Below are 15,356 nucleotides of genomic sequence, written 5' to 3'. Positions count from 1 at the left end.
CCGTATTTTACCCGCTTGGCCGGGCGCGATCCATGCCGGCCGGCCTTCCCCGCCACATTGCAGCGCAACACGGAGTAAAATGCGCTCCATGCATAGCCTGACCCTCGATTCTTCGACCCTCGACGCCGCTGTCGCCGCCGTCCACGACGACGCCTGGACGGTCGCCTGCCTGTGCGCCGCCTGGTGCGGCACCTGCGCGACCTACCGCGCGACGTTCGAGAACCTGGCCGCGCGCCACCCGGACAAGCATTTCATCTGGATCGACATCGAAGACCAGGCCGCCCTGGTCGGCGACCTCGATGTCGACAACTTCCCGACGCTGCTGCTGCAGCGCGGCGATACGGTGGCGTTCTTCGGCACGATGGTGCCCGATGGCGGCGTGGCCGATCGCCTGATCCAGGCCCAGGCCGACATCGCGCCGGCCGAACTGGCGCGCCTGGCCCAGTCGAGCGAAGAGCGCCGCGAATGGCAGCGCGACTGCAATCTGCGGCAACTGCTGGGCGGCGCGGACTAACCCTGCCCGCCCCAGCGCGCCACGATTTCGTCCCCGGCCACGGGCTTGCCATACAAATACCCCTGCGCCAGATTGCACCCGTGGCGCAGCAAAAATGCTGCCTGATCCGCTCGTTCGACGCCTTCGGCAATCACCGACAGGTTCATGCTCTTGCCAAGCTGGATGATGGCAACCGCGATGGCCTCGTCGTCCGGCCCCTGCGAGATATCCTTGATGAAGCTGCGGTCGATCTTGAGCGTCTGCACCGGCAACTGCTTCAGATACGCCAGCGATGAATAGCCGGTGCCGAAATCGTCGATCGCCAGCCCCACGCCGATCGCGTGCAGGTCCTTCACGTACTGCAGCGCGTCGCCCGTATTCATGATGATCGACTCGGTCACTTCCAGCTGCAGGCGGTGCGGTGCGAGGCCGGTCGATTCCAGCACTTCGGTCACGATCGCCGCCATGCCGCCGCGCTCGAACTGGCGCACCGACAGGTTCACCGCCATCTTCGGCATGCGCAAGCCCTGCGCTTCCCACGCCACCATCTGACGGCACGCTTCCTGCAGCACCCACTGACCAAGCTGGCCGATGAAGCCGGTGTCTTCGGCCAGCGGGATGAACTGCCCCGGGCCGATCTGACCCAGCTCGGCGCTGTTCCAGCGCACCAGCGCTTCGACGCCGGTCAGGCGGCCGCTGTCCATTTCAACCTGCGGCTGATACGCCAGGTAGATTTCGCGCTTGTCGATCGCGCGTCGCAGCAGGCCTTCCATGCGCAGGCGCTCGACGCCGTCGCCGCTCATCGACGCCGCATAGAACTGGTAGCCGTTGCGCCCGCGGGCCTTGGCCTGGTACATCGCCACGTCGGCATTCCGGATCAGCATGTGCATGTCCTGCGCGTCCTGCGGATACAGGCTGATGCCGACGCTACCGGTGACGAACAGCTCGTAGCCGGACACCATGAACGGCTGCTCGAACATCGCGATCAGCTTGGCGGCCACGCGGGTCGCGCCGGCGATGCCGCCGATATCCTCGAGCAGCACGATGAATTCGTCGCCGCCCAGACGCGCCAGCGTGTCGCCTTCGCGCAGGCAGCGGGCCAGTGCGCAGGCAGCCTGCTTGAGCAGTTCGTCGCCGACGTGGTGCCCCAGCGTGTCGTTGACGTTCTTGAAGCGATCCAGGTCGATGAACAGCACCGCCAGCTGCTGGCCGTCGCGCTGCGCACGCGTCATCGCGTGGCGCAGGCGGTCGTGGAACAACAGGCGGTTGGGCAGCGCGGTCAGGGGGTCGTGGTGCGCCAGATGGTCGAGCTGATTCTGCGATTCGCGCGCGCGGGTGATGTCGCTGAAGACCGACACATAATGCGTGACCGCGCCAACGTCGCCCCGCACTGCGGTGACGGTCAGCGATTCCAGATACGCCTCGCCGTCCTGGCGCGTGTCCCAGATCTCGCCGCGCCAGAAGCCGGTGTCGTCCAGTTCGCGCCACAGCTTGTGATAAAAATCGTCGTCCTGGAGCCGGCCACGCATCATGCTCGATTCGCGCCCCACCGCTTCTTCTTCGCTGTAACCGGTGATGCAGGTAAAGGCCGGGTTGACGGCGACGATCCGGCCCGTCACATCCAGCACCATCACGCCATCGGCAATGTGTTCGAGCACCGTCGCCGACAGGCGCAGCCTTTCTTCGGCCAGCTTGCGCTCGGTGATGTCGGCGAACACCCAGATGCTGCCTTCGTCCGGGTGCGCCGGGTCGAGCGCCGAGCCGCTCACCAGACACCAGAACAGGCTGCCGTCACGATGGCGTAACTGGTGCTCTTCGCCCAGGTCCATGCGCCGTGCCAGCAGCGGGTATTGCGTCATGGCGGTCTGCTCGTAATCTTCGCGCGTCGGGTACAGGATTTCGGTCGACTGGCCGACCATCTGGCCCTCGTCGTAGCCGAACAGCGTTTCGCCGCGCCGGTTGCTCGAGACGATGCGGCGCTGGCGCACGAACAGCACGCCGAACATCACGTTGTCGAGGATCGCCCCCTGCTCGGTGAGCAGCGCTTCGATGCGCATCTCGTTGTGCTTGCGCTCGCTGATATCCGCGATGATGCCGTCGATCCGCACCGCGCCGTCCAGCGCGGCCGCGCCCGACAATCCCTGCGGCTGCCCGCTTTCCTGCACCCAGCGCTCGATGCCGTGGGCATCGATGATCCGGTATTCCAGCTGATACGCGTCGCCGACGCGCGCGGCGTGGCGCACCGTGTGGCTGTAGCGGCGCCGGTCCTCGGGATGCACGATATCGGTCCAGTCATGGGTCGTGGCGCGCATCAGGTGCTCTGCCGTATGGCCGGTGATGTCTTCGATCGCATCGCTGACAAACTCGATGGTCCCGCCGGCGCGCACGCGAAACACCGCGCCGGGGACCTGGTGCACGATGCTGCGAAACTGTTCTTCACGCCGCGCGATGTCGGCAAACAGGTCGCGAATGGCCAGGCGCATGCGCTCCATCTGCCGGCCCAGGCGCCCCAGTTCGTCGGATGCCGACAGTGCCAGCGGCGTGTCGAAGTCGGCGCGCGCCAGCCGGTCGGAAAACCGCATCAGGCGGCGCAGCGGCGAGAGCAGGCGCCGGCGCAGCAGCAGCGCGATCAGCAGCAGCGAGACGGCAACCTGCCCCACGACCACCAGCGCATAGTTGCGCTGCTTGCGGCGCAGCTCCTGCTGGCTGCGGTAGTCGTCCATCTCGAGGCGCACGGTGCCGATCGTCTCGCCGCGCACCACGACCGGCCGTTCGGCACCCAGCACCCGCCCCAGCGGGCGCGCCGGCGAGCGTACCCGCAGCGCGACTTCGCCTGCCGGACCATGGACCTCGACCGTCACCACGGCCGGGTCGCGCAGCATCGCATCGAGCAGCGGCCGCGCCGTTTCCGGATCGAGGTTCCAGAGCGGCTCCTGCACACCCAGCGCGAGAATCTCGGCATTGCGCTTGAGGGATTCGTCGAGCGCTGCGGCAACCGCGGCGCGCTCCTGCACACCGATCAGAAGATAACTGCCCACCGCCGCCGGCCCTGCCAGCCCGACGAATACCACCAGCAGCAGCGCGCGGTACAGCGAGCTGCCATACAGGCTTCCCAGGCGTGACAACATTGTGGGGGTGGTGGATGCGGATTTGGACATGACGTTGACGCCGCCGGCGCTCGCCGCTGGCACTGCCTTTACTGACACAATAGGGAAGTCGCGATTATGCGCCGTCGGTTGCTAAGCGTCACTAGCTAACGGCCCGTGACCGCGACAACGTGACGCGGCACGATGCTGATACCGACAGCACGCGGGCGGACTTGCTATGATGGGTTGTCATGAACACATTGTTAACCAAGGAGAATCTGATGAGTCATTCCCTGTACGCCGCTTCGGTGCCGGTATTTCGCCAGCTGCTCGACGCGCTGGCCGACGTGCTCGAAAAGGCCGAAGCCCATGCACTCGAACGCCGCATCGAACCGGACGCGTTGCTCCAGGCCCGCCTGTTCCCCGACATGTTCCCGCTGGCGCGCCAGATCCAGCTTGCCACCGACTTCGCCAAGGGCGCCGGCGCGCGCCTGGCCGGGATCGAATCGCCACGCTATGAAGATGGCGAGCGCACCTTTACCGAACTGCAGCAGCGCATCACGCGCACCGTGGGCTTTCTCGACACGCTGGAGCAAGCCGACATCGACGCCGGCGCCACCCGCCCGATCACCCATGGCAGCGGCGAACGTGCACGCCACTTCGACAACGGCGCGGTGTATCTGACCCACTTCGCGATGCCGCAGTTCTGCTTCCACGTGACGACCGCCTACGCGATCCTGCGCCACAACGGGGTGCCGATCGGCAAGCGCGACTTTATCGGCAGCTATTAATATAAGTAACGATTATTTGTTGCGGCGCGGGTAACCCTGCGCCAGGATGCGCTGCCAGACCAGCTCCTTGGCGTCAGCGCTCATTGACACCCAGTGCGCAACCTCGGCCACCGTGCGACCGCAGCCGCGGCAGACTTCGTCGAACGTGGTCGAGCATACCGCCACGCAAGGGGTGTCCGGCCGGCCGGCCGGGGTGCCTGGGGTTACCGGTGCGGGGCTCGCCCCGTTTTCTTCAGGCCGGTCCGACATGGAGCTTGTCCCAACCGTCGTGTCCGAGCTGTTCCATCGTCTCGATATTCTTTTCAAAAATCTCTTCCGCCTGCGGGAATGCTTCCACGACGCGCGCGATGCTGTCCTCGCGCAGCAGGTGCAGGATCGGATACGGCGCGCGGTTCGTGTAATTGGATATATCGTTGATATCGGTATCGGCGAACTGATACAGCGGATGGAAGCTGGCCACCTGCAACTCGCCGTCGAGCTGCATGTCCTCGAGCGCAGCGTCGGCCACATCCAGGAACTCGTTGTAATCCTCGAAGTCGCCCAAGACAAACGGGTGAATGATCAGCGTGGTGTCGACCTTCTCGGCAGCGGTATCGGACAGGTGCTGCAGCTCGTCCATTAGTGTTTCAAGCAATTGTTCGGGCGTGGTTGCGTTCGCAACGACGTAACGGACCTGCTCCTTCACATACACGGCCTTGGCAAACGGGCACAGGTTCAGGCCGATCACGGCCTGCTCGAGCCAGTGACGGGTTGCCGCGACGATGGCGTCGTCGTCGGCATTGAGGTTGGGAGTACGCATGGAAGACTTTCTATAGCAATGCAGACAGCAAACACCGGATTGTACGCACTCTTTGCGTGCCCTCATAGATCGGCCCCGATCCGGGCGTAACGTTGACCAATCGGTCGGTATGCATTCTGGATAGCGGCACAAAATCCCGCCTGCTGCTGACCAAACCCGTCACCAGTTCATTAATTTCGATGATCCTGATGGCATCTTCTGTTTTCATGATGTTAACGTGCGCGATTCGAGGCGGCATTTTTATTGTAACGAACGCGTCATACATCTTGACTCGCTCAACAATCCCTCCGTACACTGCCTCCTTGTCCTCGGTCCGTTCGTTCCTGAACGCAACACTGGAAAGCTATGCACAACACGAAACGTCCTACCTTCGCACTGGCTGCATTGGCCTTCCTGGCCGCGTCACCCCTCAGTTTTGCCATGGACGCAGCCTCGCTGCCAACCGTCCAGTCTGCCGCAGTCGGCAGCCGCACCGTCCCAGCGCCATCGCAACTCCAGAGCAAGCCCGATGAATACCGCGAAACCGATGTCTGGGGCCGCATCCGCAGCGGCTACGCGATTCCCGATCTGAGCAACGCACTCGTCACCCGTCATACCCAGGCCTACGCCAATCATCCTGCCACGCTGTCCCGCATTTCCGGCCGTGCTTCTCCGTATCTGTATCACGTGGTGTCCGAACTCGAAAAGCGCGGTATGCCGACCGAGCTGGCGTTGCTGCCAGTGATCGAATCCGCGTTCAATCCGCAAGCCATGTCGAGCGCCAACGCCGCCGGCCTGTGGCAGTTCGTGCCGGGCACGGGCAAGGACTTCGACCTCAAACAGAACATGTTCAAGGACGAGCGCCGCGGCGTCGTGGCATCCACCGATGCTGCCCTGAATTACCTGCAACGCCTGTACACCATGTTCGGCGACTGGCCGCTGGCCCTGGCTGCGTATAACTGGGGCGAAGGCAATGTGCAGCGCGCCATCAAGAAAAACCAGGCCGAAGGCAAGCCGACCGATTTCGAGAGTCTGGCCGATCTGATGCCGGCCGAAACGCGCAACTACGTGCCAAAGCTGCAGGCGGTCAAGAACGTGATCGCCAATCCAGGCAATTATGGCGTCGTGCTGCCGGCCATCGACAACCAGCCCTACTTCACCACGGTCGACAAGACCAGTGACATTGATCTGGCAGTTGCAGCCCAGCTGGCCGAAATGTCGCTTGAAGAATTCAAGGCGCTCAATCCGCAGTTCAAGAAGCCGGTCATCATTGGCGGCGCCCAGACCCAGATCCTGCTGCCGAAAGAAAACGCCGAGAAGTTCCATGTGAACCTGGCGCAATGGGGCCATGCCCTGTCGACTTGGACCACACACAAGATCACCGGCGCGCGCGTCAGCATTGCCTCGCTGGCGTCGAAATTCGGCACCACACCGGAAGTCATCCGCCAGGCCAACAATATTCCGGCGCAGTCGCTGCTGAAAGTGGGCTCGACGATCCTGGTACCAAAAATCTCGACCTCGAGCCACAGCGACATCGCCGAAAACATCATCGACAACGCCGTCGTTGCGTTCGAAGCGGACCGCGGCATCGTCAAGCGCACTGCGGCGCGCTTCAAGACCAAGGCTGGTGCCAGCACCAGCACCAAGCGCATCGCACGCAACACGTCGTCCAAGCGCAAGCAGCGCTGATCGCGTACCAGCGCCCTCGCCAGAGGGTGCTGGCGGCGATGCAGGGCAGCTCCAGTTATACGATTTTCAAAGGGTCCGTGCACGAAGGCCGAAAAACCTGTATAGTTCGGTTTGTGCACTGCGACATCGCGCCCTTGCTTGAGAACATCCAGGCCAGGCAGCAGCAAGGCAGTCATCCAAGCAGCACCGCAAACCCCAGGCAGCTCGTCAGAGCGCCTTTCTAAAGCCCTCCCGCCCTGTGTGTCGCTTTCAGACACCGTCCCGGCGCAAAGCTTTTGTGCCGAAATTTCTTTCATTCTGAGTCATTTCGTTTGTTGGTTCGCGTTGCATTTTTTCGTTCGCGCCATCCGTGCGAGCGTATTTGATTTATTCCGAAAGTACAGATCACATGAGTTTTGAAGCCCTAGGCCTCCACGCGTCCCTCGTCCAGGCTGTTGCCGATACCGGTTACACCACCCCTACGCCAGTCCAGGCGCAAGCCATTCCTGCCGCCATCGCCGGCCGCGACCTGCTGGTTTCGTCGCAAACCGGTTCGGGCAAGACTGCCGCCTTCATGCTGCCAGCACTGAACAAGCTGGCTAACGCTGAAGAAACGCCAGCCGGCAAGACCGCTGCGCAAGAAGCGCAGGCTGCCCGCGCCAAAGGCGAGCGCGTGCGTTTCAAGGCTGCCCAGCCAAAAATGCTGGTACTGACCCCAACCCGCGAACTGGCCCTGCAAGTCTCGGCTGCCACTGAACAGTACACGGCGCACATGCGTCGTCTGCGCTGCGTCTCGATCCTGGGCGGCATGCCGTACCCGAAACAGATGCAACTGCTGGCCAAGAATCCTGAAATCCTGGTCGCTACCCCAGGCCGCCTGATCGACCACATGGAATCGGGCAAGATCGATTTCTCGCAGCTCGAAATCCTCGTGCTCGACGAAGCCGACCGCATGCTGGACATGGGCTTCATCGACGACATCGAGAAAATCGTTGCCGCGACCCCGTCGGCCCGTCAAACCATGCTGTTCTCGGCTACGCTGGATGGCGTCGTCGGCAACATGGCGCGCCGCATCACGACCGATCCGATGACGATCCAGATCGCCAGCGCGACCAACCGCCACGAGAACATCTCGCAGCGCGTCCACTTCGTCGACGACCTGTCGCACAAGAATCGCCTGCTGGACCACCTGCTGCGCGACGAATCGATGGACCAGGCCGTGGTCTTCACCGCCACCAAGCGTGACGCCGACACGATCGCCGACCGCCTGAACATCGCCGGTTTCGCTGCTGCCGCACTGCATGGCGACATGCACCAGGGCGCCCGTAACCGCACGCTGGACAGCATGCGCCGTGGCAGCATCAAGGTGCTGGTCGCGACCGACGTCGCTGCCCGCGGCATTGACGTGCCGAGCATCACGCACGTCGTCAACTACGACCTGCCGAAGTTCCCGGAAGACTACGTCCACCGCATCGGCCGTACCGGTCGCGCTGGCCGTAACGGTGTCGCCGTCTCGCTGGTGAACCACGCCGAAAGCATGAACGTGCGCCGCATCGAGCGCTTCACGCGCCAGCCGATCCCGGTCGCTGTCGTCGAAGGTTTCGAGCCAAAGCGCGCCGCAGCACCAGCGCGCGCCGGCTGGAAGCCAGGCGATGGCCGCAGCCCGTCGGCCAAGCCGGCATCGCGCGGTTTCTCGAAGCCATCCGGCGCGCGTGAAGGCTACGCCGACCGCGCACCGAGCGGCGCCCGTGGCGCCCCGTCGGAAAGCCGTTACGCTGACCGCGGTCCGCGTGAAGCCGGCCCGGCCCGCGCACCAGGCGCTGCACCGCGTGCACCAAGCGCGCCACGTGACGGCAACCGCTTCAGCGCTCCGCGTGAAGGCCAGCCGGCCCGTCGCGAAGGCGGCTACAAGGGTGCCCACCCACGTTCGGCGGACGGCGTGCGTCGTTCGTTCGGTGAGTAATCACCCTGCGTGAATCAAGAAACGGCTGCTTCGGCAGCCGTTTTTTTATGGGCGCCACTTTCATTACTGGCACCCCGCCTGGCACGTCCACGCCACATGGTGGATAATCCAAGACGATCAACGATTACCGGACATCCCATGAGCACCAGCGACCAACCCATCAAACTCACGTCGTTCTCGCACGGCGGCGGCTGCGGCTGCAAGATCGCGCCTGGCGTGCTGGCCGAGATCCTGAAGTCGTCGCACGGCTTCCCCGTGCCCAAGGAGCTGATGGTTGGCATCGAGACGGCCGATGATGCCGCGGTCTACAAGCTCAACGATGAACAGGCCCTGATCGCCACCACCGATTTCTTCATGCCGATTGTCGACGATCCTTTCGACTTCGGCCGCATCGCCGCCACCAATGCGATTTCGGACGTGTATGCGATGGGCGGCACGCCGATCATGGCGCTGGCGCTGGTCGGCATGCCGATCAACAAGCTGCCACTCGACACGATCGGGCAGATCCTGCGCGGTGGCGAATCGATCTGCGCCGAAGCGGGCATTCCGATTGCCGGCGGCCACACGATCGATTCGGTCGAGCCGATCTATGGCCTGGTCGTGCTGGGCCTCGTGCATCCATCGAAAGTCAAACGCAATGCCGACGCCCGCGATGGCGACGTGCTCATCCTCGGCAAGCCGCTGGGCGTGGGCGTGCTGTCGGCTGCGCTCAAGAAAGACAAGCTGGGCGCCGACGGCTACGCGGCAATGATCGCCAACACGACCAAACTGAACAAGCCCGGCCGCCTGCTGGCTGATATGCCGGGCGTGCACGCACTGACCGACGTCACCGGCTTTGGCCTCCTGGGCCACTTGCTGGAACTGTCGCGTGGCGCGAAGCTGCATGCCACGCTGGACATGCCGAACATCCCGCTGCTGCCGGGCGTCCTGCAACTGGCGCAGGATGGCTACTTCACCGGTGCATCCGGGCGCAACTGGGAAGCATATGGCAAGGACGTGCAGCTCGACGCGGCGATCCTGCCCGAGCAGCGCGCGCTGCTGACCGATCCGCAAACTTCGGGCGGGCTGCTGGTGGCCTGCGACCCAGCGGCCGCCGACGAGGTGCTGGCGCTGTTCGCACGCGAAGGCTTTGCCGACGCCGCCATCATTGGCCGCATGGCTGCCGGCACGCCTGGCGTCAGCGTCAAGCCATAACGGCAGGCATGGCAGGCATCAAACGAACAGCTTGTCGCGCGCCAGCGTACTGATCGCCACCGTCGCCGGATGACTCATCCGGCGCTCGGTGGTGATCGCATACACCTGCTCCACCACCCCATCGATCTGGCCCAGCGCCACCACCTGGTATTGCTGGCTCACCTGCGCCGCAATTACCGTCGGCACGAAGAACACCCCTGCCCCTGACTGGCCAAACGCATTCATCATCGCGCTGTCGTCGAATTCGCCGACGATGTGCGGATGCACCTCGGCCTGCTCCAGCCAGCGCAACAGGCGCTGGTGGATCGCAAAATCCTCTCCCGGCAACAGCATCGGCGCATTGTGCAGGCAGGCCGGAAACGGCTGCTCGAACGTCGCCGCCAGCGCCTGCGTGCACAGCGCCGTCATCGGACTCTGGCCCAGCAGGTGGTTGTAAGCGCGCACGCTGAAATGCCCGGGAATCGGCCGGTCGGCAATGACCAGATCGAGCCGGTGCACGGCCAGGTCGCCGATCAGGCTGTCGAGCCGCCCTTCGCGGCAGATCAGCCGCACCGGCTCTTTCAGTTTCAGCGCCGGCTCCACCAGCTGGCAGGCGATGAGTTTCGACACTGAATCGGCGCAGCCAATCCTGAACGACATCGTGGCGAAGCTTTTGTCCCGCACCAGTTCGAGCAGTTCGTCGCCGGTGCTGAAGATCGTCTCGGCGTAGCTGACGATGCGGCGCCCCGTGTCGGTCAGCTCGAGGCTGCGGCCGGACTTGCGAAACAGCGCCACGCCGAGCGCCTCGGCGAATTCGGACAATTGCCCCGAAATGGAATGGGGCGTCAGGTTCAGCTGCGAGGCCGCCTTGGCGATGCTGCCGGTCTTGGCCACCATCCAGAAGTAACGCAGGTGCTTGTAGTTCAGCGCGGACATGGTCTCTCCAATCAGACGGACTGTTCAATACATCGTTAATTTCGATGTTATATGAAATTATATTCGATTTGTACGATGCTTCGCCGTCCCCTATAGTCGAGCCTTCACCACAAACTATAGGTGCCATACCAATGACACATCCTGTCCACCATTCCTGCGCACGGGCGCAGGGCAACCGGCCGCATGCGATGCGCCATGAAGGGAGCAAGCCATGAACGGTCTGGAAACAATTGCAAGTCCCATGATGTGGGCTGGCTTCGTCGGCTTCGTGCTGGTGATGCTGGCGCTCGACCTGTTCGTCTTCGGCGGTAACAAGGCGCACAAGGTCAGCGTCAAGGAAGCGGGTATCTGGTCGCTGGTCTGGGTCAGCATGGCCCTGCTGTTCAATGCCGGCCTCTGGTGGTATCTGAAAGGCAGCGTCGGTTCGGAAATCGCGGACCAGAAAGCGCTCGAGTTCTTCTCCGGCTACCTGATCGAGAAAGCCCTGTCGGTCGATAACGTGTTCGTGTTCCTGCTGATCTTTACCGCCTTCCAGGTGCCGCAGCAGTACCAGCGCCGCGTCCTGATCTACGGCGTGCTCGGCGCGATCATCATGCGCGCCATCATGATCAGCGCCGGTGCGTGGGTCGTGAGTGAATTCAGCTGGGTGCTGTACCTGTTCGGTGCGTTCCTGCTGTTCACGGGTATCCGCATGCTGGTGGCCGTCGATGCAGAACCGGACGTGGTCAACAACCCGATCCTGAAGTTCGCCCGCAAGCACCTGAAAGTGTCCGACGGTGACCATGGCGAGAAGTTCTTCGTGCGAATCAACGGTGTGCGCTTTGTCACCCCGCTGTTCCTGGTGCTGATCCTGATCGAAGTGACCGATCTGGTGTTCGCGGTCGACTCGATCCCGGCGATTTTCGCGATCACGACCGATCCGTTCATCGTGTTCACGTCGAACATGTTCGCGATCCTGGGTCTGCGTGCGCTGTACTTCCTGCTGGTCGACGTGGCTGACCGCTTCCACCTGCTCAAGTATGGCCTGGCGATGGTCCTGACCTTCATCGGTGTCAAGATGCTGATCATGCCGTGGTACCACGTGCCAGTGCAGGCTTCGCTGACCGTCGTGGCTGTGCTGATCGCCGGTAGCTGTATCGCCAGCGTGTTCATCACCAAGAAGGACGACAAGTAAGATCGTCGCTTCCCGGTAACGCCCAGAGCGGCGCCAGGAGCACCCGGAAATTACCGGGCTGCGCCTGGCGCCGTTGTCATGGGGTCTTGCGACTTGTCGTCCGGCGCCTCGTCGTCCGGCTCCTTGCCCACCCGCTCGTACTCGGCGATCACCTGCGCGCCCAACAGGAGCAGCGTCGCGGCGATTTCGAGCGAAAACATCACGACGATCGCCGTCGTCATCGAGCCGTACACCAGGTTCACCTGCGACAGCGTCGAGAAATACCAGACCAGCACATGGCGCGCCGCTTCCCACAGCAACGCCGCGGTCACGCCGCCGATGGCGGCATGCCACAGCGACAGCCGGCCCACCGGCATGACCAGGTAGATCGACGTGAGCACGAGAATCTCGCCGATCAGCCCGAGCAGATACAGCAGCGCACCCGAGACGCCGTTCAGCGACCACTGATAGTTGAACAGCCACACGCTTTCGCGTCCCATGACCTGCAGCGCGCCCGCCACCAGTGTGACCACCATGATCCCCACGCCCAGCGCCAGGATGTAGCAGTACGGCAGCACGGCCGAGACCAGGTAATGCCGGCGCCGGATGGCCACACGGTGCACGAAGATCACGCTCATCGCGTTTTCCAGCACCGTGAAGGCTAGCGAACTGAAGAACAGCATCGTCACCGCCAGCACCCAGGTGATGAGTTGCCGGTCGTCCAGGAAATGCGCCACCTCGGCCACGATCGGCGCCGACTGTCCCGGCATCAGCAGTTGCAGGTAGCGGCTGAGCGTTTCCAGCAATTCAGCCGGGTCGATGAAATGCGACAGCACCACCATCACCAGCATCAGAAATGGCACGATCGACAGCAGCGCGTAATAGGCCACGGCCCCTGCCAGCAGCAAGCCCTGGTTGGCGCGGAACCCCTTCAGGACCTGCAGCGTGAACCTGAGCGGATGATTCAGAATATAGACATTGGCGCGCTGATCCTTCAGGCGCGCTGTCCAGTCACGCCGACGACTCATCGGGCGAGGCGAATGCCGGAAAACTGCCAGCGCGCGCCTGTCGGAAAGAAGTTGCGGTAGCTGGGCCGTGCGTGACCGCCCGGCGTTGCGCAGGACGAGCCGCGCAGCACATACTGGTTGATCATGAACTTGCCGTTGTATTCGCCGATGGCGCCCGGCGCCGGTGCGAAGCCGGGATACGGAGCGTAGCTGCTGCTGGTCCACTGCCAGCAAGCGCCGAACATCTGTTGCAGGCCGGCGCCGCTGGCGGCGTCCGGGTGATGCGACGGGCCGCTGCCCAGGCAGGCCTGACGCGCCGCGAATTCCCATTCGAATTCGGTCGGCAGCCGCGCGCCCGACCAGCGCGCGAACGCATCGGCCTCGTACATCGAGACGTGCGTGACAGGCCGCTCGGGGTCGAGCGGCTGCAGGCCGTGCAGCGTGAACTCATGCCAGCCATCGGCCTCTTCTACCCAGTACAGCGGATGGGTAATCTCGCCGCTGCTGACGCGGTCCCAGCCCTCGGCCAGCCACAGCGCCGGATCGCGGTAGCCACCGGCCTCGATGAACGCGCGGTATTCGCCGTTGGTGACCAGGCGCGAGGCCAGCGCGAACGGCGCCACGTAGGTGCTGTGGCGCGGCAATTCGTTATCGAAGCAAAAGCCCTTGCCACCATAGCCTGCCTCGGCCAGACCGCCTTCGAAATCGAGCCAGGCCAGTGACTCGGCCGGTGCGGACGGGGTCATGGCATCGGTCGCGTACGCCGGATACAGCGGATTTTGCGCCAACAGGTGCTTGATGTCGGTGAGCATCAGTTCCTGGTGCTGCTGTTCGTGCTGCAGGCCCAGCTCGATCAACGTGGCCAGCGTCTCGTCGATGCCACCGGCCAGCAGGTCGGCGATGCGGCGGTCGACGTCGGCGCGGTATTCCCTGACGACACGCATGCCAGGGCGCGTCAACAGCCCGCGCTGGGCGCGCGGATGCTTGTTGCCCACCCCGTTGTAGTACGAGTTGAAGAACACCCGGAACGCCGGATGAAACGGCGCAAAGTTGACTTCGCGCGGCTCGAGGATAAAGGTTTCAAAGAACCATGTCGTGTGCGCCAGATGCCATTTCATCGGGCTTGCATCCGGCATCGACTGCGCGACGCAGTCTTCGTCGGACAAGCCCTCGGCCAGTTCCAGCGAACGGGTACGTACCTGCGCAAATGCGCGTGGCAAGCTGTCATCGCGCATCATGTTCATGATGCGATCGCCTGTGCGTGAATCACGGCAAACCAGCTCTGGGGATCGGTCCAGACGTGCGTGGCCTCGAAACCCGAGCGTTCCAGCAGCCCGATCGCGTCGGCCTGCTGGTATTTGTAGCTGTTCTCGGTGTGGATGCGTTCGCCCGCCTCGAAACGGCGTTCGCCCCCGCGCCAGTGCACGGTCTGCGCGCTGCGCGCCTCCAGGTGCATCTCGATGCGGCCCATGGCCGCGTTGTAGGCGCCCCGGTGCTGCCAGCCCTTGATGTCGAAGTCGGCGTCGATCAGGCGGTTCACGTGGCGCAGCAGGTTCAGGTTAAAAGCCGAGGTAACGCCCAGCGCGTCGTCGTACGCAGCGTCGAGCGTGGCGGCATCCTTGGCCAGGTCGATGCCGATCAGCACGCCGCCATCGTTGCCGCACTGTGCGCGCAGGCGCGTGAGGAAGCCCTGCGCTTCGTCCGGCGTGAAGTTGCCGATCGACGAGCCCGGATAAAAGAACAGGCGCCGGCCGGCATTGACCTGCGGCGGCAACTCGAAACTCGATGAGAAATCCATGCCGAGCGCTTCCATCGCGATCTGCGGGAAGCGCTGGCGCAGGCGCGACAGAGCGTCTTGCACGAAGTCGGTGGAAATATCGATCGCCACGTACTGCGCCGGCTGCAGCAGCGGGAACAGGGCCGCCGCCTTGGCGCAGTTGCCGGCGCCCAGGTCGATCAGGGTGGCGCCGGTGCCTGCGGAACGGGCGATTTCGGCGCCGTAGCGCTCGAAAATCGATGCTTCGGTGCGTGTTGGGTAATACTCTGGCAGTTCGCAGATCGCTTCGAACAATTTCGAGCCAAGCGCGTCATACAGGTATTTGGGGGAGATCCAGGCGGCTGGCGCCTGCAGACCGGTGTGCAGTTCGTCGGCTTCGTGCGCGCTGTGACGGGGCGCCGCGACGTCTTCAGGTGTACAGGATGTCAGCATAGGGTTTATCATTCGTGCCGCCACGACGCACCATGCGAGATGGCCTGTGAGTTTTGCTTCGCGTAGTTCTGGTAATTCTTTGTTGATTTCTAAGTGTAT

Annotated in this window: 13 protein-coding genes; 6 read left to right on the top strand and 7 right to left on the bottom strand. The window is 63.4% G+C overall.

Translation table 11 applies throughout. The annotated features are described in order from the left end of the window. The first annotated feature begins 88 nt into the window (after positions 1-88). A complete protein-coding gene (locus AC56LH_RS05455) occupies positions 89-514 on the top strand; it encodes a thioredoxin family protein (RefSeq protein ID WP_499648406.1) in 426 nt (141 codons plus the stop codon). Here AC56LH_RS05455 and AC56LH_RS05450 read toward each other — a convergent pair. Next, positions 511-3,651 carry a sensor domain-containing protein gene (locus AC56LH_RS05450; RefSeq protein WP_499644680.1) on the bottom strand — a complete coding sequence of 1,047 codons (3,141 nt, stop codon included), beginning with the start codon at positions 3,649-3,651 and terminating at the stop codon, positions 511-513. The two genes, AC56LH_RS05455 and AC56LH_RS05450, sit on opposite strands and share 4 nt — an antisense overlap. A 209-nt stretch (positions 3,652-3,860) precedes the next feature. Between AC56LH_RS05450 and AC56LH_RS05445 the strand changes: the two genes are divergently transcribed. Continuing rightward, positions 3,861-4,370: a DUF1993 domain-containing protein gene (locus tag AC56LH_RS05445; RefSeq protein ID WP_499644678.1), complete on the top strand. Its 510-nt coding sequence runs from the start codon at positions 3,861-3,863 to the stop codon at positions 4,368-4,370. Positions 4,371-4,382: 12 nt separating this feature from the next. Here AC56LH_RS05445 and AC56LH_RS05440 read toward each other — a convergent pair whose 3' ends face one another. After that, positions 4,383-4,619 carry a DUF1289 domain-containing protein gene (locus AC56LH_RS05440; RefSeq protein WP_499644676.1) on the bottom strand — a complete coding sequence of 79 codons (237 nt, stop codon included), beginning with the start codon at positions 4,617-4,619 and terminating at the stop codon, positions 4,383-4,385. After that, positions 4,603-5,169: a DUF1415 domain-containing protein gene (locus tag AC56LH_RS05435; RefSeq protein WP_499644674.1), complete on the bottom strand. Its 567-nt coding sequence runs from the start codon at positions 5,167-5,169 to the stop codon at positions 4,603-4,605. The genes AC56LH_RS05440 and AC56LH_RS05435 overlap by 17 nt, the downstream gene beginning before the upstream one ends. A 345-nt stretch (positions 5,170-5,514) precedes the next feature. Between AC56LH_RS05435 and AC56LH_RS05430 the strand changes: the two genes are divergently transcribed. The 3 genes from AC56LH_RS05430 (at position 5,515) to selD (ending at position 9,973) form a co-directional block, all read left to right on the top strand. After that, on the top strand, positions 5,515-6,837 hold the full coding sequence (locus tag AC56LH_RS05430) for a transglycosylase SLT domain-containing protein (RefSeq protein WP_499644672.1): 1,323 nt from the start codon (positions 5,515-5,517) through the stop codon (positions 6,835-6,837). 388 nt (positions 6,838-7,225) lie between these two features. Continuing rightward, a complete protein-coding gene (locus AC56LH_RS05425) occupies positions 7,226-8,779 on the top strand; it encodes a DEAD/DEAH box helicase (protein ID WP_183551043.1) in 1,554 nt (517 codons plus the stop codon). A 138-nt stretch (positions 8,780-8,917) separates the two neighbouring features. After that, on the top strand, positions 8,918-9,973 hold the full coding sequence (selD, locus tag AC56LH_RS05420) for a selenide, water dikinase SelD (RefSeq protein ID WP_332530017.1): 1,056 nt from the start codon (positions 8,918-8,920) through the stop codon (positions 9,971-9,973). An 18-nt stretch (positions 9,974-9,991) separates the two neighbouring features. On the opposite strand, the gene nhaR is transcribed toward selD, so the two are convergent. Continuing rightward, positions 9,992-10,888 (bottom strand): transcriptional activator NhaR, encoded by an 897-nt coding sequence (nhaR, locus tag AC56LH_RS05415; protein ID WP_499644670.1) that lies wholly within the window; start codon positions 10,886-10,888, stop codon positions 9,992-9,994. Positions 10,889-11,099: 211 nt separating this feature from the next. Here nhaR and AC56LH_RS05410 point away from each other — a divergent pair, with 211 nt between their 5' ends. Then, positions 11,100-12,062: a TerC family protein gene (locus AC56LH_RS05410; RefSeq protein WP_307732353.1), complete on the top strand. Its 963-nt coding sequence runs from the start codon at positions 11,100-11,102 to the stop codon at positions 12,060-12,062. Between the two features lie 50 nt (positions 12,063-12,112). Here the strand turns inward: AC56LH_RS05410 and AC56LH_RS05405 are convergent, their stop codons facing one another. From AC56LH_RS05405 to egtD, 3 genes are read right to left on the bottom strand one after another with little or no spacing between them, the layout of a single operon-like run. Beyond that, entirely contained in the window at positions 12,113-13,069 is a 957-nt protein-coding gene (locus AC56LH_RS05405; protein WP_499644668.1) for a YihY/virulence factor BrkB family protein, read from the bottom strand. Next, on the bottom strand, positions 13,066-14,292 hold the full coding sequence (gene egtB, locus AC56LH_RS05400; protein WP_499644666.1) for an ergothioneine biosynthesis protein EgtB: 1,227 nt from the start codon (positions 14,290-14,292) through the stop codon (positions 13,066-13,068). Before egtB ends, AC56LH_RS05405 begins: the two co-directional genes overlap by 4 nt. Beyond that, positions 14,289-15,257, bottom strand: coding sequence for an L-histidine N(alpha)-methyltransferase (gene egtD / locus AC56LH_RS05395; RefSeq protein WP_499644664.1), 969 nt, complete (start codon positions 15,255-15,257; stop codon positions 14,289-14,291). The genes egtB and egtD overlap by 4 nt, the downstream gene beginning before the upstream one ends. Positions 15,258-15,356 lie beyond the last annotated feature (99 nt).

The sequence above is a fragment of the Telluria sp. LT1R51-2 genome, from assembly GCF_059685775.1.
The sequence above is the reverse complement of the archived record's forward strand: the minus strand, read 5'-3'. Positions and strand labels throughout refer to the sequence as shown.

Excerpts from the sequence above, each read along its gene's own strand:
- AC56LH_RS05455 (WP_499648406.1), top strand. The coding sequence starts at position 89 with ATGCATAGCCTGACCCTCGATTCTTCGACCCTCGACGCCGCTGTCGCC.
- AC56LH_RS05450 (WP_499644680.1), bottom strand. The coding sequence starts at position 3,651 with ATGTCCAAATCCGCATCCACCACCCCCACAATGTTGTCACGCCTGGGA.
- AC56LH_RS05445 (WP_499644678.1), top strand. The coding sequence starts at position 3,861 with ATGAGTCATTCCCTGTACGCCGCTTCGGTGCCGGTATTTCGCCAGCTG.
- AC56LH_RS05440 (WP_499644676.1), bottom strand. The coding sequence starts at position 4,619 with ATGTCGGACCGGCCTGAAGAAAACGGGGCGAGCCCCGCACCGGTAACC.
- AC56LH_RS05435 (WP_499644674.1), bottom strand. The coding sequence starts at position 5,169 with ATGCGTACTCCCAACCTCAATGCCGACGACGACGCCATCGTCGCGGCA.
- AC56LH_RS05430 (WP_499644672.1), top strand. The coding sequence starts at position 5,515 with ATGCACAACACGAAACGTCCTACCTTCGCACTGGCTGCATTGGCCTTC.
- AC56LH_RS05425 (WP_183551043.1), top strand. The coding sequence starts at position 7,226 with ATGAGTTTTGAAGCCCTAGGCCTCCACGCGTCCCTCGTCCAGGCTGTT.
- selD (WP_332530017.1), top strand. The coding sequence starts at position 8,918 with ATGAGCACCAGCGACCAACCCATCAAACTCACGTCGTTCTCGCACGGC.
- nhaR (WP_499644670.1), bottom strand. The coding sequence starts at position 10,888 with ATGTCCGCGCTGAACTACAAGCACCTGCGTTACTTCTGGATGGTGGCC.
- AC56LH_RS05410 (WP_307732353.1), top strand. The coding sequence starts at position 11,100 with ATGAACGGTCTGGAAACAATTGCAAGTCCCATGATGTGGGCTGGCTTC.
- AC56LH_RS05405 (WP_499644668.1), bottom strand. The coding sequence starts at position 13,069 with ATGAGTCGTCGGCGTGACTGGACAGCGCGCCTGAAGGATCAGCGCGCC.
- egtB (WP_499644666.1), bottom strand. The coding sequence starts at position 14,292 with ATGAACATGATGCGCGATGACAGCTTGCCACGCGCATTTGCGCAGGTA.
- egtD (WP_499644664.1), bottom strand. The coding sequence starts at position 15,257 with ATGCTGACATCCTGTACACCTGAAGACGTCGCGGCGCCCCGTCACAGC.